Below are 20,972 nucleotides of genomic sequence, written 5' to 3'. Positions count from 1 at the left end.
GTTATGACAAACAACACTGCTGATGCGATCGTAATCGGTGCTGGTCTGGCCGGATTGGCCGCCGCCGCCGAACTGGGCGACCGAGGTAAGAAGGTAATCATACTCGATCAGGAACCAGAAGGTTTTCTGGGCGGCCAGGCCTTCTGGAGCCTGGGCGGCTTGTTCATGGTCGACACGCCGGAACAACGCCGCATGGGTATCCGCGACAGCCACGATCTGGCATTGCGCGACTGGATCGGAAGCGCGCAGTTTGACCGCGAAGAAGACACCTGGCCCCGCAAATGGGCCGAGGCGTATATCGAGTTCGCCGCCGGTGAAATGCGCCCCTGGCTGCATGACATGGGCCTGCGCTGGTTTCCGGTCGTGGGTTGGGCTGAACGTGGCGGGTCTTATGCAAACGGGCATGGCAATTCCGTCCCGCGCTTTCACATCACCTGGGGCACCGGACCCGGCGTACTGGAACACTTCATCCGCCGGGTCCGCGACCATGTCAGCGCCGGCCTGATCCAGCTGAAGTTCCGCCATCAGGTCAGCCATATCATCATGCAGAACGGCGAGGCCAAGGGCGTCTCGGGCGAGGTTCTGGCCGATGATGCGGCCCCACGCGGCGGCAAGACCAACCGTGACGAGGTGGGCGAGTTCGAGGTCTATGCACCATCCGTCATCGTCACCTCGGGCGGGATCGGTGGCAATTTCGAGATGGTGCGCCAGAACTGGCCCCGCGACCGCCTGGGCGAACCGCCCAAGGACATGGTGGCGGGTGTGCCCTTCCATGTGGATGGTCGGATGATCGCCATCAGCGAAAAGGCCGGTGGCCATGTCATCAACGGAGACCGCATGTGGCATTACACCGAAGGCGTGCGCAACTGGGATCCGATCTGGCCCGACCATGGCATTCGCATTCTGCCCGGTCCCAGCTCGATGTGGTTCGACGCGCGCGGAAACCGGTTGCAGCCCCCCTGCCTGCCCGGGTTCGACACGCTGGGCACCCTGCGCGAAATCCTGAACACCGGCTATGAATACAGTTGGTTCGTCCTGACGCAGAAGGTCATCAAGAAAGAATTCGCCCTGTCCGGGTCTGAACAGAACCCCGATTTCACATCAGGCAGTTGGAAGGAAGTGATCCGGCAGCGCATCCTGTCGGGGTCGAAAGCCACCGGCCCGGTCGAGGCGTTCAAGGAAAAGGGCGAGGATTTCGTCGTCGCCAACACGTTGACCGAACTGGTGAGCGGCATGAACCATCTGGGCGGGGGTCTGATCGACGAGGCGCATCTGCGCGCCCAGATCGAAGCACGGGATTCACAGGTGGACAATCCGTTCTCAAAAGACGCGCAGATGATGGCGATCCTGGCGGCGCGCAACTATCGCGGCGACAAGCTGATCCGCACCGCCAAACCGCACAAGTTCCTGGACCCCAGGAATGGCCCGCTGATCGCGGTCAAGCTGCACGTGCTGACCCGCAAGACACTGGGCGGTTTGCAGACCAATCTGGACAGTCAGATGATTGGCACCGATGGTCAGGTTGTGCCGGGCCTGTTCGCGGCCGGCGAAGTCGCCGGATTCGGTGGCGGTGGTTATCACGGTTACAACGCGCTTGAGGGAACCTTCCTGGGCGGCTGCATCTTTTCGGGTCGCAACGCCGGGCGATCGAGGGCCATCGCGTGACAGCCCTGCCCTATTACTTGCGCATCATTTTGATCACCGGCTCACCCTGAGCATCCAGCAAGGCCAGCGCGTTGCCTTGCATCGCGAAGGTCGTGACACTTTGCATCGCCTTGAGAAACTGCCGCTCGACCTCATCCATCGGGGGTGGGCAAGCCATGAGCGTTGCAGCCATATTGTCCGGGAACGCAATCCGATTGTCAGAAATCTCGGCCTGGCCACTGAACCGGTTGCAACCTCCGCTGCCTGAAAATGCCCCGCCCTGCCCAAAAGCAAGTTCAGGACGTTTCTCTGTCTCGACAGCCGCACCATTGAGGCCCGAAGCGACCCATTCGGTGTTTTCCAGCATCACGGCACCTTGGTGTTGCACCTGTATCATCAGCAGGTCAGCTGAATTCTCGGCCCCATGTGTCAGAACCGGATAAACGGTATCCGTGGTGAACAACAGCTTTTGCCCTTGCATGACCGAAGCACGCACGGCGTATCTGCGCCCGTCCTGAATCAATGCGTCATCATAGGTCAGTTCGAACTGCGCCGGAACTCCGTTCAGAGCATATCTCTGCGCGGCAAGCGTTTCGGCCGGCGCATCCGCCAATGAGATATCCTGAAGCTCGACGAACAAGGTCGTGTCAGGCGGAAGCGCAATACGCTCTCGGTAGGTTGCAGTTCCTTCGACGGTTCCGGCAAGCGATGCGCCGCTCAAAACGGTGGCGAAAGCAACCGCAGGAAACATGGTGCGGCCGAATGTCAGCATGGCAGTACCCCTTAAAGTTATATTTCTACAAAAGATTGCTGTTCATCCGACATTTACAAGTACGCCGCGGATAAAGCGGCAAATCTGTGCCGATGTCATAACGGCCAGATCAACGGGATCAGCAGAGACGCCAACAATCCGACCGTCAGGTTCAGCGGCACACCGACCTTCATGAAGTCGGTGAACCTGTAGCCCCCGGGGCCATAGACCATCATGTTCGTCTGGTATCCGATCGGAGTTGCAAAAGACGCCGAGGCCGCCACCATGACCGCGACGACCAGTGGGCGCGGATCTATTCCGACCGCCTGAGCCAGACCGATGGCGATCGGGGTGACCACAACCGCCACGGCGTTATTGGAAACCAGTTCCGTCAGCACCGAGGTCAGCAGGTAAATCGCCCAGATAATCAGGAATGGCGGCAAGACACTGAGCCCCGGCGCAACGGCCTCGACGATCAGAGAAACCGCGCCCGAACTGTCCAGTGCAGCCCCAATGCCCAGCATCGCAAAGATCAACGCCAACAGGCGACCTTCCACAAAAGAAAACGCCTCATCCGCATCGATACAACGGGTCAACAGAACCACGGCGCAGGCCGCAATCGACAACAACAGGATGGGCGCAATGCCCAGCGCGGCAAGGGCAACAATCCCTACAAGAGCCCCAATCGCAATCGGTGCGTGGCTGCGACGGAAGGCACGAGCCGATGGCTGGGTGACGTCCACCATGTCCATTTCCGCCGCCAGCCGCTGGATATCCGCCGGGGCACCTTCCAAAAGCAGCGTATCCCCAACCCTGACCACCAAGTCATCCAGTTGACGACCGATATTCTGGTTGCGGCGGTGCACCGCCAGCACGTAAACGCCATAACGACGCCGAAGCCGCATCATCCCAAGGGTCCGACCCACCAGACGGCATCCGGGCGTGATCAACACCTCAACCGTCTTGGTTTCAACGGCCGATACCTGATCCACGCGTTTGAGTTCCCTGTTGCGCTGAAGGCTCAGAAGCTCGGTCATCTCGGTGCGTAGAACCACCCGGTCGCCGACCTTAAGTTCGACGCCTTTCAGGTTGCGTCGCAACGACTCATCCCCCCGGATGACATCGATCAGGCGCACGCCGGGGCGTTTGAACAACTGCACGCCGGTCACTTCGCGCCCGATCAGGTTGCTGTCCGGCGGAATGACGGCCTCGGTAAAGAACTTCATCTTGGACCGGTCGCTGAGCAGCGACGCCATGCTGTCCCGCTCGGGCAACAGTTTCGGCGCGATGAACCGCAAATAGATCATGCCGTAGATCACCAGCGCGATCCCCAGCGGCGTGACTTCGAAAATCGTAAAGGGTTTCATCCCCTGCGCGCGGGCCACACCATCGACCAGCAGGTTAGTGGACGTGCCAATCAATGTCAGCGTGCCGCCCAGAATGGCCGCATAACTCAGCGGAATCAGCAATTTGGACGCGGGAACATTCAGGGTGCGGGCGATTTGCACAAAGACCGGTATCATCACCACGACCACTGGCGTATTCGAAACCACCGCCGAGGCCAGCACGACAAACCCCATGAGCAAAGCGATTGCGACACGCGGGTTCACCTGAGCTTGCTTTTGCGCGGTCGAGGTGAACGAATCCAGGGCTCCGGTCCGCACCAAAGCCCCCATGATGATGAACATCGCGGCAATCGTCCAGGGTGCCGGGTTGGACAGAACTGCAAGCGCACTCTGATAGGGCAGAATGCCGGTTACAAGCATCAGTGAGACACCGCCAATGGCCACGACTTCGGTCGGATAAACCTCGCGCAGGAACATGATAAACATGCCCGCAACGATGACCAGCGCCAGAACTGCGCTTCCTGTGTCTGTCAGTGAAAGGAAATTCATTCGTGGTATTCTGTCCGAACCCGGGCCCAAGCGCCTGATGACATGCAGTTTCACGCATTGCGCCCGACAGAGCAAGCCTGACGATGACTATTCGGGCCCGGCTTGTTCCAGGCGCCCTCCGACGCGCACCATGCGCACGGTTTTGGCTTGTCCGTCACGATCATCGGTTTCCACGAACACGCCGCTTAGTGTGGCTTCGCCGTTTGCAGGGGTAAAGCGCGCCTTGGGCATGCCGGTGATGAACCGGCGCATGGGCTCCTGCTTGTCCATGCCGATGACCGAATCGTAATCTCCGCACATGCCCGCATCGGTCAAATACGCAGTGCCCCCCGGCAGAATCTGGGAATCCGCCGTCGGGACATGGGTATGCGTTCCCACCACAAGGCTTGCACGTTTGTCACAGTAGTGCCCCATCGCCATCTTCTCGGACGTCGCCTCGCAATGCATGTCCACGATGATCGCCTGCGCCTGCCCGCCTCTGGGATGAGATTTCAGGATCGGTTCGATAGCCGAGAACGGATCGTCGAACGGGCGTTTCATAAAGACCTGACCCAGCACCTGAACCACCAGAACCTTGCGCCCCCCCGGCGCCGTGAACAGCCGATGACCCCGCCCCGGCGCGCCTTTGGCGAAGTTCACGGGTCGTACGATGCGCTGTTCCTTCTCGATGAATTGCAGCATGTCTTTCTGGTCGAACGCATGATCGCCCAGCGTCAGGCAATCCGCTCCGGCGTCGAGCAACAGCCTGGCGTGATCTCCGGTCAGCCCCATGCCGTTCGACGCGTTTTCGCCATTGACCACGACAAAATCCAGCCGCCATTCGTCGCGCAGGCGCGGCAAATGCTGCTGAACGGCAGCGCGTCCCGCGCGCCCCATGACATCACCAAGAAACAGAATCCTCATGATCCGGGTCGTAGGGGCTGTACTGGGCAATAACAAGGCGGAAGCGTGAAATTAACGGCAGACTTGGGGGTTGAAATCAAATTCTGCCGTGGCAATGTTTCGATACGTCTCTTGAATACAGAAGGAATTCTTCGTGAAGTCGTCAATTGTTCTGACCGGCTGCCTTTTGGCGGCAACTGCTGCCGCTGCTGAAGGCACCAAGACATCCATGCCCAACCCCGCCGCGACCTTTTGCATTGAAAACGACGGGACCTACCAGCTTCGTAAAAACGAAGACGGCAGTGTCTATGGCGTCTGCATCCTGAAGGACGGCACCGAGGTGGATGCCTGGGATTACTTGCGCAGCCATTTCGAACAGTAGCAGCTAGAAGGTCAGCACGCGGCTTTCCGTGACAACCATGTCCAGCGGTTGGTCGGTTGGCTCGAGCGGCAGGTCCGCAGCCTCTTGCGCATCAAAAGCAAAGCCGATGGCAAGCGTCGGGCGTTTGGCGCGCAGACCTTCCAGCGTTCGGTCATAAAACCCGCCGCCATACCCCAGGCGGCCACCATTTGCGTCGAAGGCGACCAGTGGAACGATCAGAATTTCGGGGTCGAAATAGTCATCCACCTGGGGCACTTTTGCACCGAACGGGCCGTCCTTAAGCACACCGTCCGGCGTCCAGCGAGAGAATTTCAGCGGCTGACCGGCTGTCTGAATGACAGGTACCCCCACCGGGCCATAAGCCGATGCTTCGGCCATCGCAGGCACCGGGTCGATCTCGGTCCGGATCGGCATGTAACCTGACAGGGGCACGCCGCGATAGCCTGCCAGAACCTCGGACAAGCGCCCGGCTGCGCCCGGCAAGCGGGCATCAAACGCGGCCTTGCGGCGGGCAAATGCCGCTTTGCGCGCTGCGGCTTTGATATCGGTCAGATCGGTCACAGTAGCACCACGCTGGCAAGCCCAAGAAATATGAAGAAACCCATGACATCCGTCGTGGTTGTCACAAAGGTTCCTGAAGCCAGAGCCGGGTCAATTCCCAGACGATCCAGCACCACCGGTACTACCGTACCTGCGAACCCGGCGATGATCATATTCACGACCAAGGCCGACCCGATCACGACACCCAGCAGCGGGGAATCGAACCACAGCATCCCCACGGTCCCCAACACGATGGCAAAGCAGAGCCCATTCAGCATCCCCACCAGCAGTTCCCGCCTGATAACGCGCATCACGTTCGAATTTGTCAGGTCGCGCGTCGCCAGCGCACGCACCGCCACGGTGAGCGATTGTGTTCCTGCATTGCCGCCCATTGACGCAACGATCGGCATCAGGATGGCCAGCGCGACCAATTGATCAATTGCCGCCTCGAATTGCGAAATCACCAAAGAGGCACAAATCGCCGTGCACAGATTCACCGCCAACCAGGGCAACCTTCGCCGGCTGGTTGCCGCCACACTGTCAGACAACGAGCTTTCGTCGCCAACGCCGGCAAGACGCAGAATGTCCTCTTCGTGCTCTTCATCCAGAACGACCATCGCGTCGTCAATGGTGATGACACCGACCAAACGACCATCCGCATCCACCACCGGGGCCGAGATCAGGTGATACTGGTTGAAGGCATAAGCCACGTCTTCCTCATCCTGATCGACGGGGATGATGTGAAACTCTTCTTCTGCCAGATCAATCAGCGGCACTTCACGACGCGCCGCCATAAGCTTGCCCAACGTCACCTGAGCAACCGGTTTCAGGCGCGGATCGACCAGAACGACATGATAGAACTGCTCGGGCAAATCGTCATTGGCGCGCATGAAGTCGATAGCTTGCCCGACGCTCCAATGTTCCGGCGCCATGACGACTTCCCGCTGCATGAGACGACCGGCCGAGTTCTCGGGGTAGGACAGTGCCTGCTCGGCTGCGATCCTTTCGGAAACCTCCAATGCGTCCAGAATGGCTTCCTGCTGCGGTTCCTCAAGGTCTTCCAGCAGGTCAACGACATCGTCGCTTTCCATCTCGCGCACGGCTTCGGCCAGAACATCCGGGTTCAGAACAGAGATCACCTCTTCACGAACCGATTCATCCAGTTCAGACAGGATGTCGCCGTCGAACTCTTTGTCATACAGGCGGATCAGGCGCGCCCGGTCAAACGGATTGATCTGTTCAAGAAGGTCGGCAATGTCGGCCGAGTGCAGCGGCTCCATCAACTCAACCAGCTTGTCGCGGTCGTCTATGTCCACCGCGTACAGAATTGCCGCTACCGCCTTGGGGTCCAACGCATAGGCGTCTTCATCCCGGGGCTGATCGTGTCCGGCTTCGTCTCTGCCTGTCGTCATGCTCTGCCCCTTTTTTACGATTTGCCCTTAAATAGAAGAAGCAGCTACCGGAAAACAATGACAATGCGCCGATTTACCCACTTCTTTCGTCCGCCTATGCTGGTGTGCGGTTCCAAACAGGTGGAGAACAGGGAAAATGGCGCAAAAGACGCTTTTGAAAGGGCGTGTTCTGAGTTTCACAGGATCACCCTTCGACGGAGAGCCGACCGAGGCGACCCGGCTGGACGAAGCGGTCGTGATCGAACACGGGCGAATTGCAGAGGTCGGCACCGCCGATGCGCTGAATAAAGCCCATCCTGACGCAGTCACGAAGGATCACGGAACGCGCCTGATCATGGCTGGGTTCGTCGATCCACATGTGCATTATCCACAGACAGCGATGATCGCCAGCTGGGGCAAACGGCTGATCGACTGGCTGAACACCTACACCTTCCCGGAAGAGATGAAGTTCGGCGATTTCGACTATGCGACCGAGATCGCCAACCGGTATCTGGACCTGACGACCGCCCACGGCACCACGACTATGTGCAGTTTTTGCACGATTCACCCTGAAAGCGTCGATGCCTTCTTCACCGCGGCGCAACAGCGTGGGCAGCGTGTCGTCGCCGGCAAGACCTGCATGGACCGGAACGCGCCCGAAGGGCTGCGCGACACCGCGCAGACGGCTTACGACCAATCCGCCGCCCTGCTGGAAAAATGGCATCGCGTCGACCGCTTGTCCTATGCGATCACGCCGCGCTTTTCACCGACCTCGACCCCGGAACAGCTCGAGGCCATGGGCGCGCTTTGGGCCGAGCATCCCCATTGTCTCATGCAAACCCACCTGAGCGAGCAAACAGATGAAATCGAATGGGTTCGATCCCTGTTCCCTGAAGCAAGGGATTATCTGGATACCTACGAGAAATTCGGCCTGTTGGGCCAGAACGGCCTGTATGGCCACGTCATCCATCTGGAAGACCGGGAACGGGATCGGCTGCGCGAGGTCGATGCCTCTTTGATCCATTGCCCCACGTCGAACACCTTCATCGGATCGGGATTGTTTGACATGAACGGGCTGATCCATGATGGCCACCGGATCGGTCTGGCCACGGATACCGGCGGCGGGTCCAGCTTTTCGATGCTGCGCACCATGGCCGCCGCTTATGAGATCGGCCAATTGCGCGGCCGTCCCCTGCATCCGGCGCAATTGCTGTGGTTGGGCACGGTCGGATCCGCCCGAAGCCTGCGTATGGACGACTGCATCGGCAACATCGCTCAGGGGATGGAGGCGGATCTGGTGGTAATCGACCTCGCCTCGACCCCCGCCATCGCCCAGCGCGAGGCCCATGCAGAAGATGTTTGGGAAGCGATCTTCCCAACCATCATGATGGGCGATGACCGCGCCGTGGCTGAGGTCTGGATCGGCGGACAACAGGCGGCTTAGGCCTGCAACGCCCGGGCAAGCGTGTTCTGGCGTTCGATCACGCGGGGCAGATCGATGGTCGTTATGTGCCCGTCACGCACGATCTGGCGGCCTTCGACGAACAGATGTTTCACAGACATCGGCCCCGCCAGAAGCAGCGCCGCCGGATCCCAACTGCCCGCGCTTTCGATACCGCGGGTATCCCACACCGCAATATCGGCACGTTTTCCGGGCATCAGCCGTCCACAATCGGGACGTCCCAACACATCCGCGCCGCCGCGCGTCGCGATCTCGAGCGCTTCGCGGGCCGACATGGCATCTGCACCATTGGCGACCCGTTGCAGCAACATCGCCTGGCGCGCCTCAAGCATCAGGTTGCCATTGTCATTGCTGGCCGATCCATCGGCGCCGAGGCCGACCTTGACACCCGCATCGCGCATCGCCCGCACCGGTGCGATACCCGATCCGAGGCGGCAATTTGAACAGGGGCAATGGGCCACGCCTGTTTCCGAGCGCGAGAACAGATCAATCTCGGCCCCGTCCAGCTTGACGCAATGGGCGTGCCAGACATCCGGGCCGGTCCAGCCCAGTTCCTCGGCATATTGCCCCGGGCGGCAGCCGAATTGCGCCTGCGAATAGGCGATATCCTCATCATTCTCGGCCAGATGGGTATGCAACATCACGCCCTTGTCCCGCGCCAGCAACGCCGCATCGCGCATCAGGTCGCGGCTGACGGAAAATGGTGAACACGGGGCAAGGCCAACGCGGCACATGGACCCGTCCGACGGGTCGTGAAACGCGTCCACGACACGTACCATGTCGTCCAGAATAGCGGCTTCGTTTTCCACCAGGTGATCCGGCGGCAAGCCCCCGTCGGTCTCGCCGATGCTCATCGCGCCGCGTGTCGGATGAAACCGCATCCCCAACTCGGACGCGGCCGCGATCGTATCCTCAAGCCGCGCGCCGTTGGGATAGAGGTAAAGGTGATCGGAACTGAGCGTGCACCCCGACAGCGCCAGTTCGGCCAAACCGATCTGAGCCGAGGTGAACATTTCCTCCGGCCCGAAACGCGACCAGATCGGATAGAGCGTTTGCAGCCACCCAAACAGCAGCGCATCCTGCCCGCCCGGCACCGCCCGTGTCAGGGTTTGGTAAAGATGGTGGTGGGTATTCACCAGGCCAGGCGTCACCAGACAACCTGAAACATCATGCACCTCACCCTGTGTTTCCAGTCGCAGCCCGATCCGGGCAATCTGCCCATCGCGGACCAGAATATCGGCCTTGGACAATTCCTGCCGGGACTCGTCCATTGTCAGGATCAGATCAGCATTCTTGAGTAGGGTTTCCGTCATTTCGCGCTCCTGCATCTGCCCGTCTCATGCAAGAAGTGCGTCGGCCGGTGGAAAACAGGCGCAAGAACCGGCCATGACCGGTGTAGTTGCCTTTGATGCGCCGGGCAACAGAATTCAGAATTGGCGGAGTATCTCAAGCGCTGCGGCGTGAAGGTCAGCGTTTGCTGCGGCCAGGGCCCGGCCGCCTTGATGTGCGGGGCCGCCCTGCCAATCGGTCACAATACCGCCGGCCGCCTGAATAACGGCAATCGGCGCTTGGATATCATAGGAATTCAAGCCCGCCTCGATCACCAAATCCGCCTGCCCGGCAGCCAGAAGCGCATAAGCATAGCAATCCATTCCATAGCGCGTCAGCTGTACCTGCTCGGACACCGCCTGAAACCCTGCGCGGTCCTTCGGGGTTCCAACCTCAGGGAACGTGGTAAACAAAGTCGCCTGATCCAGCGCCCTGGTATCGCGCGTTTGCATTCTTCTGGTGCCCTGCGGACCGGTCATGTGAGCACCGGAAGACGATCCGACAAAGCGCTCTCCGATATACGGCTGATCGATTACACCCATAAAAGGCCCGTCCTGATCACTCAGCGCAATCAGAACACCCCAGGTTGGCGTGCCGCTGATAAACCCGCGGGTCCCATCGATGGGGTCCAGTACCCAGGTGCGGCCACTGGTGCCCGTATGCGCGCCGAACTCCTCGCCCAGCACACCGTCATCCGGGCGCCGCCGCGCCAGAACGTCCCGCATCGCCTGTTCAGCCGCACGATCAGCCACTGTGACCGGGTCGAACCCATCGGCCAGCTTGTTCGTAGTTTCCAGATTTGTTTGACGAAAAAAGGGGAGTATGGCCTCACGCGCAGCTTCGGCCATTTCTTCGGCAATTTCGATATCGCTCTGTGTCGTCGGTTGCATGACCCTGAGGTGCGAGCAATCCGCGACAAAGTCAAGTCAGTCAGGCAACGTCGCTGAGAACCCGCGCCAGCTCGAACAGGCGGCGACGCTGATTTTCCGGAATCGCATAGTAAGAGCGCACCAGATCCAAAGCCTCTTTGTCACCCATCAAGTCGGCAGGGACGGATTTCTTGTCCGCATCGCCTTTCTGGGCTTCTTCCAGACCTTCGAAGAAAAAGCTGACCGGAACATCCAGCGCCTCGGCGATGTCCCACAGGCGGGATGCGCTGATTCGGTTGGCACCGGTCTCATATTTCTGGATTTGCTGAAACTTGATACCAACTTGCTGCGCCAACTGCTGCTGGGTCATCCCAATCAGCCAGCGGCGATGCCGAACGCGCTTGCCCACATGGACATCGACGTGATGAGTCATTGGTATTCTCCTATACTACACAAACATCTGCACGGGATTTTGCGACGTCCGATATCGCAGTTTTAGAGAGCTCCCCTTAACCGCTCCCTAATACGGACTGTACCGCCCCCCGTTTACAGCACTGATTATCTATAATGCCGGTTTTGAGATTTTTTTCAAGCTGGTTGAATCGAACGCCCCTGACAGGGATTTGTGGTTGTATTACCCAAAGCCTTTACAGAACCGTTTTCCTGCAACTGAATCCTCCTTCAAAATCGGGTGCCTTTTGAGCCCGCGCAGCAAACGGATTGACTTTTCTGACGGCACACGCGCCTATGTCGGAAACTCTTGAGGAACAATATGCGGGCCTATTGCATTCCATCCGAGGGGGCGCCTGCCCAGCTTTGTGACGTGAAAATACCCGAGCCGGGCGAAGGTCAGGTGCGGGTCGCGATAAAAGCTTGCGGCCTGAATTTCGCCGATCTGCTGATGCAGACGGGCGCGTATCAGGACACGCCACCTGCCCCATTCACCCTGGGCATGGAGATCGCCGGTATCGTGGATACAGTCGGGCCTGGCGTTTCAACGCTCAGCCCAGGCGACCGGATCGCAGTCTATTCCGGTCAGGGTGGGTTGGCCGAGTACGGTGTATTCGACGCGGATCGTGCGATCGTGCTGCCGGACGACACCGGATTCGAAGACGCCGCCGCCATCCAGATCGCATATGCCACCAGTCACATGGCCCTTGATCACAGGGCACGCCTGCAACCGGGTGAAACCCTTCTGGTCACCGGCGCAGCGGGAGGCGTCGGCCTGACTGCCGTCGAAATCGGCAAGCTCATGGGCGCCACGGTCATCGCGCAGGCGCGCGGCGAGAACAAGCTTGCCGTTGCCCTCGCCGCTGGTGCCGATCATCTGATCGATGCTTCCGAAGACCTGCGCGAGCGGGTCAAATCGCTGGGTGGCGCAGATGTCGTCTATGACGTCATCGGCGGGGATGTGTTCAAGGCCGCATTCAGGGCCACCAATCCCGAAGGGCGTTTGCTGCCCATCGGATTCGCCGGGGGCGATATCCCGCAGATTCCGGCCAATCATCTGCTGGTCAAAAACCTGACCGTGATCGGGGTGTATATCGGCGGCTATCTGAAGTTCCGCCCCGAAGCTGTGCGCAACAGTTTTGACACCCTGTTCAAGTGGCATTCTGAGGGCAGGATTAGACCGCATATCAGTCATGTTCTGCCCCTTGAAGATGTCGCACATGCAATGCAGTTGCTGAAAAAGCGCAAGTCGACGGGCAAGATTGTGATCACGCCCTGATCGCGATCATCCAACCACGGCCCGCAACTGGGTACCGCCCAGCAATCTGAAGTTCTGTCGCACCAACTGTGCCAGAGCTTCGACAACCGCATCCCGGCCCTGCTCGCCACCGTAGAGGTTGATCATGTGTGCAGGTAGATCCGGCAGGGCCCCACCCGAGTCGATCTGTTCAAGATGTGCGGCCTCGGTTCCGTCCAGCATTGCGTGAACCGCAAGATCGGCACTGACCGTGGCTTCTATGGTACGGTCGTTTTCGGTTTCCACGGACAGCTCCCACGGTATTCCGGCCGCATCCAGTGCCGATATGACCTGCGGTCTGAACAAGCAGCGCCGCCCCAGCGCCAGAGGCAACGGGCGCTTGCGCCATGCGGACCCGCCCGGCGCGCCGATCCAGCGCAACGGCAGCTCTGCGATGGTCTCTGCGCCATCGGCCGAAGACGGTTCGGTCGTCAGGATCACATCACATTCGCCCCGCTTGAACATGTCTTTCAATTGCAGTGAATAGGACGACACCAACTGCACCCTGACGCGGGGAAAATCGGCATTGAACCGTTGCAGGACCCGGGGAATCGCGGGGTAGACGATGTCATGGGGAACGCCCAGAACCACTTCGCCCTCAAAGGCCTGATCGGTGAGTTTTGAGATTACCTCGTCATTCAGGGCAATCATGCGGCGCGCGTAGGCCAGCAGCTGCTCACCGGATGCGGTCAATGCAATTGTCCTGCCGCTTCGGTCCAGCAACTCCAGGCCCAGCAGCTCCTCCAGCCGCTTCAGCTGCATGGACACCGCAGACTGCGTCAGGTGCAGAAATCCGGCGGCGCGGGTTACACCGCCCTGATCCGCCACCGCCACAAAAGATCGCAGGGTTGTAATGTCCAGATTTCGCATCTTCACGATTCCTTATGCGTTCCATCAATAATATTCGTTTTAAAAATATGTCATACTCACCCATATCAATCAAGGAAATTGATGACACCCATCGAAACCATCAAAAATTCGGAAAGGACACGTTATGACTCAACTCGCAATCCATAATCCCTGCAAACCAGCCAAACGTTCTTTGGTGTCCCTGATCTCACAAGCGTTCGAACTGTCCAGACAGCGGCGAAAGCTGGCACAGCTGGATGCCGCCGTGCTGGACGACATCGGTGTCACCCGCGAGGAAGCATCCGCAGAAGCAAAACGCTTTTTCTGGGATGCACCTCAATTCTGGAAAAGGTAACTGTGACTCTCATATTTTTATGGCGATGGGCGACCGTGAGTCGCCTGTTGGCATTTTTGTTGCGTGTTTTAGTCGGTTTTCGCCCGGAATCTCTTGAAACACAGCCCCTTGTTGCCGATATTTAGAGGGAAAACCGCCCCGCTCTGCCGGGGCGCTGTAACTTGACGACTAGGGAGACCCTTTGATGGCACAATTCGACACGATCCGGACGGCATCCGGCGCGCGCGCCGCCGAGATTGATCAGGGCCTGCGCGCCCACATGAATAAAGTCTACGGCACGATGTCCGTCGGCATGCTGATCACCTTTGCAGCGGCCTGGGCAATTGCCGGTCTGGCAACCACAACCGATCCGTCGGCAGCCGCCGCTCAACTGAGCGAAAGCAAGTACCTGACGTCGTTTGGTTACTCGCTGTTTGCGTCGCCTCTGAGATGGGTCATCATGTTTGCCCCGCTGCTGTTTGTCTTTGGCTTTAGCGCCGGGATCAATCGTATGTCGGCCGCGGCTGCTCAGCTGGTGTTCTACACCTTTGCTGCGGTCATGGGTGTCTCGATCAGCTGGATTTTCCTTGTGTTCACCGGTGAATCGATCATTCAGGTGTTCCTGATCACTGCAATCGCCTTTGCCGGTCTGTCGCTTTATGGCTACACGACCAAGAAAGACCTGTCGGCAATGGGCACATTCCTGATCATGGGTGTGATCGGCCTGATTGTCGCCTCGATCGTGAATATCTTCATCGCCTCGTCGGCGATGGCGTTTGCGATCTCGGTTCTGGGCGTACTGATCTTTGCCGGCCTGACAGCCTATGACACGCAGAACATCAAAAACACCTATCTGCAAATGGCCCATTCGGGCGATCAAGAATGGTTGGGCAAAGCCGCGATCATGGGCGCGCTGAGCCTGTATCTGGACTTTATCAACATGTTCATGTTCCTGCTGCAACTGTTTGGCAATCGAGAATAAGCGACCGGAATAGCCGACTTCCAAGGGCGGGCCTTACGGGTCCGCCTTTTTGTTTGCCGTAAACCAAACAAAAACCCCCGCCGAATTCGGCGGGGGTTTGGGACTTGAGAGAGAAATCTGTTAGCTGCAATTCAGCGGAACGGCAAAGCCCGAGCTCTTTTCCGAGGTGCCTTTGCGGTAGACCTGACCAGCCGGCAGACAGCCGGTAAAACGCTCTGCTTCTTCCGCAAAGCCTACACCGACCGAATTGTCGACCTTCACACTGTTAGAGCGCGTACGCAGCACACCAAATAAGGTGCCGTTGACGCTGACAGTGCTGAGGAACAGGTTTGTGTCGCTTCCTTGCAGTTGAACAGCAGTGTTTGGCGTCTGCCCGCCATTGTCTATTGCAACCGAAGCCACCTTGGACGGGTCAACCTCATCACTCAAAAGCGTGACTGTCCGCAGTTCCGCCAGCTCTGCCGGAACGTTGGTCGCGTCTGGCAGAAAGGCGACGGCCCCGGGTACGTCCGAAATCGTGCGCGGTTCGCCATCGATTCCAGTAAACCCGACACCTTCGCGGTTAAACGGGTCTTCACAGGCCGCTAGGGTCAGAACGGCAATTGTGGATAACAAGATTTTTTTCATGGCGGTCAACATTTTGTGGCGGTTTGCTGAAGCGTACTTGCAGGTTCCCATAAAAAGCAAGCCGCAGGGGATGCGATTGTCCCAAACGCTGATGCGCCACTGCAACGGACCGCCGCAGCCTGCCATCCGCCGAAATCAGGAAACCGGAACTGAAAAAGGGCTCTGTGCAACAGAGCCCTTTTTCGGATTTTCCAAATGGAATGGCAGATTACTTGATCTTGCCTTCCTTGTACTCGACATGCTTGCGAACGACCGGGTCGTATTTACGAATGGTCATTTTCTCAGTCATGGTGCGCGCGTTCTTCTTGGTCACATAGAAGTGGCCCGTGCCCGCGGTCGAGTTCAGACGGATCTTGATTGTCGTCGGCTTCGCCATGGTTATCTCCTGCGTCCGAAAAGGCAGGGGCCTTTCGGTTGAATTCCTATGAGCGTGCGCTTTTACGCGCTGCACCGCCTATGTCAAGGCCAATCGGATGATACAGGCACAGGAATCTGATGCAGGTTCAACTAGGCAAGGTTGGCGCGGCCATATACGTGTGAATCTGGTCCCTTTCCGCGTCGGAAAGACCCAGAGCGGTGGACAATTGCCGCAGGTAAGACGCTTCGCGCGCATTGTCCAGACGGATCGCAGCCAGGGAAGTTGCATAGATCTGCGTCTTGAGCGGCGCACCAGAATCAGCCGCCAATCCCATGACGTCAATCGGTGCGTTCAGCTGCTCTTGCACGAATGCGCGCTCTTCCTCGCTGACATCATCGCCCAATTCACCCAGGATGATTTCCTTTTCCTGTTCGTCAAGTTCACCATCTGCCTTGGCAGCCTGAATCATTGCGCGCAGCATGAGTTTTGCCTGCTCTTCCATCGCTGCACCCGCGGGCGTGCCGCCGAACACGGTTTCCATCATGTCACCTGTGTGTTGATTGGCAGTTTTGGCAGCCCCTTGCATGGCGTTCAACAACCCACCCAAACCAGCGGCTCCGGCTGTGCTGCCGCCAACCCCCATCTTGCTCATCATGTCCTGCAAGCCTGACGCGCCTCCGGGCAGACCAAATTGTTCTGCCATTTTGCCCAACTGATCCATGCCCAAACCACCGCCGGCACCTTGCATCATGTCTTGCAGTCCGGCCATGCCGCCCATCTTCTGATATTTTTCCATGCCCTTGGCCGCAGCAAATCCAATGGCCACGGACGCCAGCGTTTTCATAAAGCTCATAATCAACCTCCCATATCTTCAAATTGGTTCCGAAAGTCTAACAGCCGAATGCAATCCCGAATACCGTGCTCAACCTGAACGCGACCGGCCCATAGCCCGGCACATGATAAAGCCCAAAGAAGGCATGTAATTTGCGATCTTGTTTGTACATATCACGGATTCGTGATAGGTTCGCCCATCCAAGAAGCCGAATTCAGGCTCGAAGGCCGAGGCAGCGTGAATGCGTTAAACCTGCAACGAGCAGAGTTGTTTTAGGCGACTTTTCTTGGGGGGCTATCATGACAGAATGGGCTATTCAGGCCGAAGAACTGGCCAATTGCAATTGCAACTTTGGTTGCCCGTGTCAGTTCAGCGTACTGCCGTCACACGGCAATTGCGAGGCGGTTGTGGTCTTTGACATTCAAAGCGGTCACTACGGTGAAACTGATCTGGGCGGTCTTCGGGCGGCAGGGGTCTATCATTGGCCGGGACCAATTCATGAGGGCAACGGTCAGATGCAGCTTATCATTGATGACAGCGCAACAGCTGAACAGCGGGCTGCGTTGCAAGCAATCATGACCGGTCGGGATACTGATGAAATGGCCACGTTCTGGTATGTCTTCAGCGCCATGGCGCCTTTGAAACATGAAACTCTGTTTGTTCCGATTGAACTGAACTGGAACCGCGAAGAGCGCAGCGGATACGCCAAAGTTACCGGAGTTTTCGATGTTGAGGTCAATCCGATCCCTCATATCGTATCGGGCGCACCTCACCGCGCGTCGATACAGTTGCCGAATGGCTTTGAATACCGCCATGCCGAGGCGGCATCGGGCAGTGCGACTACAACGGGTGGTCAGATCCGGCTGACCTTTGACGCAACCCATGCTCATCTGGCGCATCTGAACATCTCGGGCCATGGCGTCTTGGGCGCATAATCAGAGAACACCCATGACCAAACAGAACGCATCGCCCCGGGGCGGGACGGTTGAGTGGTTGCTGAGACAGGACAGCGCGATTGTTCTGGGAAGCGTTCTTTTTATCATCCTCGGTGCAACCTGGTACACGATAGCTGGCGTCGGGATGAACATGTCCGCGGTCGAGATGACCCGGATGGCCGGCCCTGTCGGAGACCCGATGCAAATGGGCCCGGCAGCAGCGTGGAGCGCAAGCTATGCCTTGCTGATTTTTCTGATGTGGTGGGTCATGATGATCGCCATGATGACCCCAAGCGCTGCGCCTGCCGTTCTTCTGTTCATCGCGGTCAAGCGGACAGGGCCTGAAAAGCACCGGACGGTTGCGTTCAGCCTGTGGTTTTTATCCGGCTATCTGGTGGCCTGGGGGGCGTTCAGCCTGATTGCAACCGCATTGCAATGGGGGTTGGAACAAATCGGGTTGTCCGACGGGCCGATGATGACGATTAGTTCGGGTGTCTTCGCAGGAAGCATCCTGCTGGCGGCTGGCGCCTATCAGTTTTCAGCTTTGAAAAACGCATGCCTGCGCCACTGTCAGAGCCCCGCACGTTTTCTGGCCGATCACAACCGGCCCGGAACATTCGGTGCATTCCGCACCGGTATCCTGCACGGCACGTATTGTCTGGGATGCTGCTGGGCACTGATGCTGCTGCTTTTCGTCGGAGGGATCATGAACCTCTACTGGATTGTCGGAATTGCCGCGTACGTCGCGCTGGAAAAGCTTCTGCCCGGGGCCCGGTGGTTTGTGCCGGTGACAGGTTTTGCGCTGATCGGCGCTGGCCTTTGGTTCATCACGGCACTGTTGTTTTCTGGCACCTGATTTTGAACGGCCCTGGGGTCGGCTGACTTGAAGACCCAAAAACGATTTGATGTAACAGGAGGTATCAATGCCCATTTTCATTACTTACGCATCTTACTCGCAAGCCGGTGTCAAAGGCATGTTGCAGAAACCCGAGAACCGCACCGGCCCAGTAAAAGCCTTGCTGGAAAAAGTAGGTGGCAGGCTGCTGTCCTTCTACATGACAACCGGCAGCAACGACGTGGTTGTGATCAGCGAAGCCCCAGATGGGACAGACGCCGTGGCCGTTGGCATGGCTGTCGCGGCATCCGGCGCGGTGACCAACATAGAAACGGTACGTGCCTGGACATCAGATGAGTTCGTTTCGGTCGCAGAGAAGGCCGCGAAGCTCACAGGTGCGTACACACCGCCCGGTGGGTAATGGAATACGCGCGGAGGGCCTGTAAGCCGGATCTTGTTCCGGGGTTGCCCCCTTCGATGACCATTCCTCTAGGCCGTGCATTGCTGCGCGGCTCAAGCTGCCAACCCGGTCCCTCTCGGCCAAGACGCGCTTAGCGGCGGTATCGGCTTGCGCCGACCGGCCCGCGCGGGGACCCTATTTGGCATTGCTCCCGGTGGGGCTTGCCGTGCCGCCCCTGTTGCCAGAGGCGCGGTGGGCTCTTACCCCACCGTTTCACCCTTACCCTGAACCTAGGTTCCGGGCGGTCTGATTTCTGTGGCGCTTTCCGTCGGGTTGCCCCGCCCGGGCGTTACCCGGCACCGTTGTCTTGTGGAGTCCGGACTTTCCTCTCGGGCCTTGCGACCCCAGCGGCCATCCGGCCCTCCGCGCGTGGGTTGGGTAGGCTCTGCGGTCGGCGGCGTCAAGGGTTGATGGTTCAGAGAAGGGGCCAGCCCCTTCTTGGCCTGCGACCAATTCAACCCCGGGATATTTTCAGCCAGATGAAGGGCGGATCAGGAGTGCGGGATCAACGGAGCGAGGTCGGCTTGCTGCAAAGGCCCCCTGCCCCATGGGCGGTATCGAAGGCGGACGGCATGCAACAGCGTATCATCGTCTACGTCAGCGCTGAAACCGGCGGCCCGAGCCAGGCTTCGGAACTGGCCCTTTGATGCAGTTAGCGGACCAGCGGCATATCCGCGGGGCGCGGCCAGCAGGTTGCGCTCGAGTCGCAACCAGTCAAATCGCGGACCGGGGTCAAATTTGCGCCCGGGCGCCATGTCCGAATGGCCGATAACACCGTTTGGCAAGATGGCCCAACGGTGCATTATCTGGCGCAACAGCTGTTCCAGCCGGTGCATCTGGGGTTCAGGGAACGGATGCTTGCCGGTGTTGTCCAGCTCGATGCCTATGGAACGAGAGTTGATGTCGGTCTGACCGTGCCACTCCCCTGCCCCAGCATGCCAGGCACGTTCTTCTTCGCGCACCATCTGCCACAGCGTGCCGTCATTGCCGATCAGGTAATGGGCCGAGACCTCGGCCTTTGGGTCGCACAGACGATCCAGAGCCGCCTGCGCGCTGTCCATCGCCGTGTAATGGATCACGATCAAGGATGGTGTCAGACCATCTCGGCGTTCACCAAAATTGGGTGACGGATGCCAGATCGGGTTCAGGGGGTCAGTTGCTGACGGCACTGCGGAACGGGCTCGGGTCCCAGCCACACGCATAACCATCCCCATCCGGGTCCAGACCTTTGCGGTCGCGCTGGGGGCCGCCATTGGACAGAAACTCGATCTGAGCCTGATCAGAGGATGGGAATTGCGCGCAGTTCCTCTGAGCCTTGGCCTGAAGGTTGAAGCCCGAGCGGCTGTAGAGTTGCACACCTACCGGATTGGACGTGCTCAGCGCATATTGCACAATGTTTGTCTGGCCGCTCGCCGTGCGCTCGGGCACTGCCGTCGGGGCCACGAGTTCATACGTCTGGCGGTTCTGCTCGATCCGGGCGGCGTCGGATTCGATGCTGCGGCGTTCGGACACGGCGGCAAAGTCCTGTTCATCCGAAATCGCGCCAGTGTTCGCCACGGGAACCGCCGTAACCGCGGCTGGGTTTTGGCCAGATGTGCTGGCCAATGCCGCCGCGGTCTGGTTGGCGATATCCGCGTTTTCACCCGTGGCAACAGGCGCCGTACCAGGGGCGCCCAGCGGTTGTTGTGAAACTTCGACCGGGGCCAGCAGAGGGTTGCCGGCCGCACCCTGACCTGCCAATTGAGCCTCGCGCTGCGCCTGGTATTCAGGCGTGTTGAAACCCGTGCTGGTCAGCGGTGCGACATCCGTGCACGCCGCTGCCAGTGCAAGAGCGGGGACCAAAAGCAAAACGCGCATAGTTTGGCTCC

The 20,972-nt window shown here is 58.9% G+C and carries 23 protein-coding genes and 1 other RNA gene; 9 read left to right on the top strand and 15 right to left on the bottom strand.

What is annotated here, in order from left to right; translation table 11 throughout:
• The first annotated feature begins 3 nt into the window (after positions 1 to 3).
• Positions 4 to 1,665, top strand: coding sequence for an FAD-binding dehydrogenase (locus I9184_RS01515; RefSeq protein ID WP_209832452.1), 1,662 nt, complete (start codon positions 4 to 6; stop codon positions 1,663 to 1,665).
• A gap of 13 nt (positions 1,666 to 1,678) precedes the next feature.
• Here the strand turns inward: I9184_RS01515 and I9184_RS01510 are convergent, their stop codons facing one another.
• The 3 genes from I9184_RS01510 to I9184_RS01500 form a co-directional block, all read right to left on the bottom strand.
• The gene (locus I9184_RS01510) at positions 1,679 to 2,416 is read right to left on the bottom strand and encodes a YbaY family lipoprotein (RefSeq protein WP_245217956.1); all 738 of its coding nucleotides are present in this window, start codon (positions 2,414 to 2,416) and stop codon (positions 1,679 to 1,681) included.
• 95 nt (positions 2,417 to 2,511) lie between these two features.
• Complete coding sequence (locus I9184_RS01505) at positions 2,512 to 4,290, bottom strand: SLC13 family permease (protein WP_209832450.1); 1,779 nt, start codon at positions 4,288 to 4,290, stop codon at positions 2,512 to 2,514.
• An 87-nt stretch (positions 4,291 to 4,377) separates the two neighbouring features.
• A complete protein-coding gene (locus I9184_RS01500; RefSeq protein WP_209832448.1) occupies positions 4,378 to 5,193 on the bottom strand; it encodes a TIGR00282 family metallophosphoesterase in 816 nt (271 codons plus the stop codon).
• Between the two features lie 133 nt (positions 5,194 to 5,326).
• Here I9184_RS01500 and I9184_RS01495 point away from each other — a divergent pair, with 133 nt between their 5' ends.
• Positions 5,327 to 5,554, top strand: coding sequence for a DUF333 domain-containing protein (locus I9184_RS01495; RefSeq protein WP_224853568.1), 228 nt, complete (start codon positions 5,327 to 5,329; stop codon positions 5,552 to 5,554).
• A gap of 3 nt (positions 5,555 to 5,557) precedes the next feature.
• Here I9184_RS01495 and I9184_RS01490 read toward each other — a convergent pair whose 3' ends face one another.
• Both I9184_RS01490 and mgtE read right to left on the bottom strand, forming a co-directional pair.
• On the bottom strand, positions 5,558 to 6,115 hold the full coding sequence (locus I9184_RS01490; protein WP_171722867.1) for a 5-formyltetrahydrofolate cyclo-ligase: 558 nt from the start codon (positions 6,113 to 6,115) through the stop codon (positions 5,558 to 5,560).
• Complete coding sequence (gene mgtE, locus I9184_RS01485; protein ID WP_171630845.1) at positions 6,112 to 7,506, bottom strand: magnesium transporter; 1,395 nt, start codon at positions 7,504 to 7,506, stop codon at positions 6,112 to 6,114. The genes I9184_RS01490 and mgtE overlap by 4 nt, the downstream gene beginning before the upstream one ends.
• Positions 7,507 to 7,642: 136 nt before the next feature.
• On the opposite strand from mgtE, the gene guaD reads away from it, so the two are divergent.
• On the top strand, positions 7,643 to 8,929 hold the full coding sequence (guaD, locus tag I9184_RS01480) for a guanine deaminase (RefSeq protein WP_171630843.1): 1,287 nt from the start codon (positions 7,643 to 7,645) through the stop codon (positions 8,927 to 8,929).
• Here guaD and I9184_RS01475 read toward each other — a convergent pair.
• From I9184_RS01475 to I9184_RS01465, 3 genes are all read right to left on the bottom strand, one after another.
• Positions 8,926 to 10,260, bottom strand: a complete 1,335-nt coding sequence (locus I9184_RS01475; RefSeq protein ID WP_209832447.1) for an 8-oxoguanine deaminase — start codon at positions 10,258 to 10,260, stop codon at positions 8,926 to 8,928. The genes guaD and I9184_RS01475 overlap by 4 nt on opposite strands.
• 114 nt (positions 10,261 to 10,374) lie before the next feature.
• Complete coding sequence (gene hisN, locus I9184_RS01470) at positions 10,375 to 11,166, bottom strand: histidinol-phosphatase (protein ID WP_171205361.1); 792 nt, start codon at positions 11,164 to 11,166, stop codon at positions 10,375 to 10,377.
• 40 nt (positions 11,167 to 11,206) lie between these two features.
• The gene (locus I9184_RS01465; RefSeq protein WP_152458749.1) at positions 11,207 to 11,578 is read right to left on the bottom strand and encodes a helix-turn-helix transcriptional regulator; all 372 of its coding nucleotides are present in this window, start codon (positions 11,576 to 11,578) and stop codon (positions 11,207 to 11,209) included.
• Positions 11,579 to 11,917: 339 nt separating this feature from the next.
• Between I9184_RS01465 and I9184_RS01460 the strand changes: the two genes are divergently transcribed.
• The gene (locus tag I9184_RS01460; RefSeq protein ID WP_209832445.1) at positions 11,918 to 12,874 is read left to right on the top strand and encodes an NADPH:quinone oxidoreductase family protein; all 957 of its coding nucleotides are present in this window, start codon (positions 11,918 to 11,920) and stop codon (positions 12,872 to 12,874) included.
• A gap of 6 nt (positions 12,875 to 12,880) precedes the next feature.
• Here the strand turns inward: I9184_RS01460 and I9184_RS01455 are convergent, their stop codons facing one another.
• Positions 12,881 to 13,762 (bottom strand): LysR family transcriptional regulator, encoded by an 882-nt coding sequence (locus I9184_RS01455; protein ID WP_171630835.1) that lies wholly within the window; start codon positions 13,760 to 13,762, stop codon positions 12,881 to 12,883.
• Between the two features lie 124 nt (positions 13,763 to 13,886).
• On the opposite strand from I9184_RS01455, the gene I9184_RS01450 reads away from it, so the two are divergent.
• Both I9184_RS01450 and I9184_RS01445 read left to right on the top strand, forming a co-directional pair.
• On the top strand, positions 13,887 to 14,096 hold the full coding sequence (locus tag I9184_RS01450; protein ID WP_171630833.1) for a DUF1127 domain-containing protein: 210 nt from the start codon (positions 13,887 to 13,889) through the stop codon (positions 14,094 to 14,096).
• Positions 14,097 to 14,280: 184 nt separating this feature from the next.
• Positions 14,281 to 15,057 carry a Bax inhibitor-1/YccA family protein gene (locus I9184_RS01445; protein WP_171630830.1) on the top strand — a complete coding sequence of 259 codons (777 nt, stop codon included), beginning with the start codon at positions 14,281 to 14,283 and terminating at the stop codon, positions 15,055 to 15,057.
• Between the two features lie 120 nt (positions 15,058 to 15,177).
• Here the strand turns inward: I9184_RS01445 and I9184_RS01440 are convergent, their stop codons facing one another.
• The 3 genes from I9184_RS01440 to I9184_RS01430 form a co-directional block, all read right to left on the bottom strand.
• Positions 15,178 to 15,684: a hypothetical protein gene (locus I9184_RS01440; protein WP_171630828.1), complete on the bottom strand. Its 507-nt coding sequence runs from the start codon at positions 15,682 to 15,684 to the stop codon at positions 15,178 to 15,180.
• Between the two features lie 208 nt (positions 15,685 to 15,892).
• Positions 15,893 to 16,060: a 50S ribosomal protein L33 gene (rpmG, locus tag I9184_RS01435; protein WP_037309480.1), complete on the bottom strand. Its 168-nt coding sequence runs from the start codon at positions 16,058 to 16,060 to the stop codon at positions 15,893 to 15,895.
• A 127-nt stretch (positions 16,061 to 16,187) separates the two neighbouring features.
• Positions 16,188 to 16,895: a DUF533 domain-containing protein gene (locus I9184_RS01430; RefSeq protein WP_209832443.1), complete on the bottom strand. Its 708-nt coding sequence runs from the start codon at positions 16,893 to 16,895 to the stop codon at positions 16,188 to 16,190.
• A 278-nt stretch (positions 16,896 to 17,173) separates the two neighbouring features.
• Here I9184_RS01430 and I9184_RS01425 point away from each other — a divergent pair, with 278 nt between their 5' ends.
• The 3 genes from I9184_RS01425 (at position 17,174) to I9184_RS01415 (ending at position 19,065) form a co-directional block, all read left to right on the top strand.
• A complete protein-coding gene (locus I9184_RS01425; RefSeq protein ID WP_209832441.1) occupies positions 17,174 to 17,809 on the top strand; it encodes a DUF1326 domain-containing protein in 636 nt (211 codons plus the stop codon).
• Positions 17,810 to 17,822: 13 nt separating this feature from the next.
• Positions 17,823 to 18,665, top strand: coding sequence for a DUF2182 domain-containing protein (locus tag I9184_RS01420; RefSeq protein WP_209832439.1), 843 nt, complete (start codon positions 17,823 to 17,825; stop codon positions 18,663 to 18,665).
• A gap of 67 nt (positions 18,666 to 18,732) precedes the next feature.
• On the top strand, positions 18,733 to 19,065 hold the full coding sequence (locus I9184_RS01415) for a GYD domain-containing protein (RefSeq protein WP_209832437.1): 333 nt from the start codon (positions 18,733 to 18,735) through the stop codon (positions 19,063 to 19,065).
• 6 nt (positions 19,066 to 19,071) lie between these two features.
• Here the strand turns inward: I9184_RS01415 and rnpB are convergent.
• The 3 genes from rnpB to I9184_RS01400 all read right to left on the bottom strand — a co-directional run bounded on the left by rnpB (position 19,072) and on the right by I9184_RS01400 (position 20,961).
• Positions 19,072 to 19,471, bottom strand: an RNA gene (rnpB, locus tag I9184_RS01410) — RNase P RNA component class A.
• A gap of 124 nt (positions 19,472 to 19,595) precedes the next feature.
• A complete protein-coding gene (locus tag I9184_RS01405; RefSeq protein WP_245217955.1) occupies positions 19,596 to 20,306 on the bottom strand; it encodes an N-acetylmuramoyl-L-alanine amidase in 711 nt (236 codons plus the stop codon).
• A complete protein-coding gene (locus tag I9184_RS01400) occupies positions 20,257 to 20,961 on the bottom strand; it encodes a hypothetical protein (protein WP_209832435.1) in 705 nt (234 codons plus the stop codon). The genes I9184_RS01405 and I9184_RS01400 overlap by 50 nt, the downstream gene beginning before the upstream one ends.
• Positions 20,962 to 20,972 lie beyond the last annotated feature (11 nt).

The sequence above is a fragment of the Ruegeria sp. HKCCE3926 genome (assembly GCF_017872515.1).
In the GTDB taxonomy this organism is placed as follows: Bacteria; Pseudomonadota; Alphaproteobacteria; order Rhodobacterales; family Rhodobacteraceae; genus Ruegeria.
Note: the sequence above shows the minus strand (reverse complement) of the source record. Positions and strands in the feature narration are given on the sequence as shown.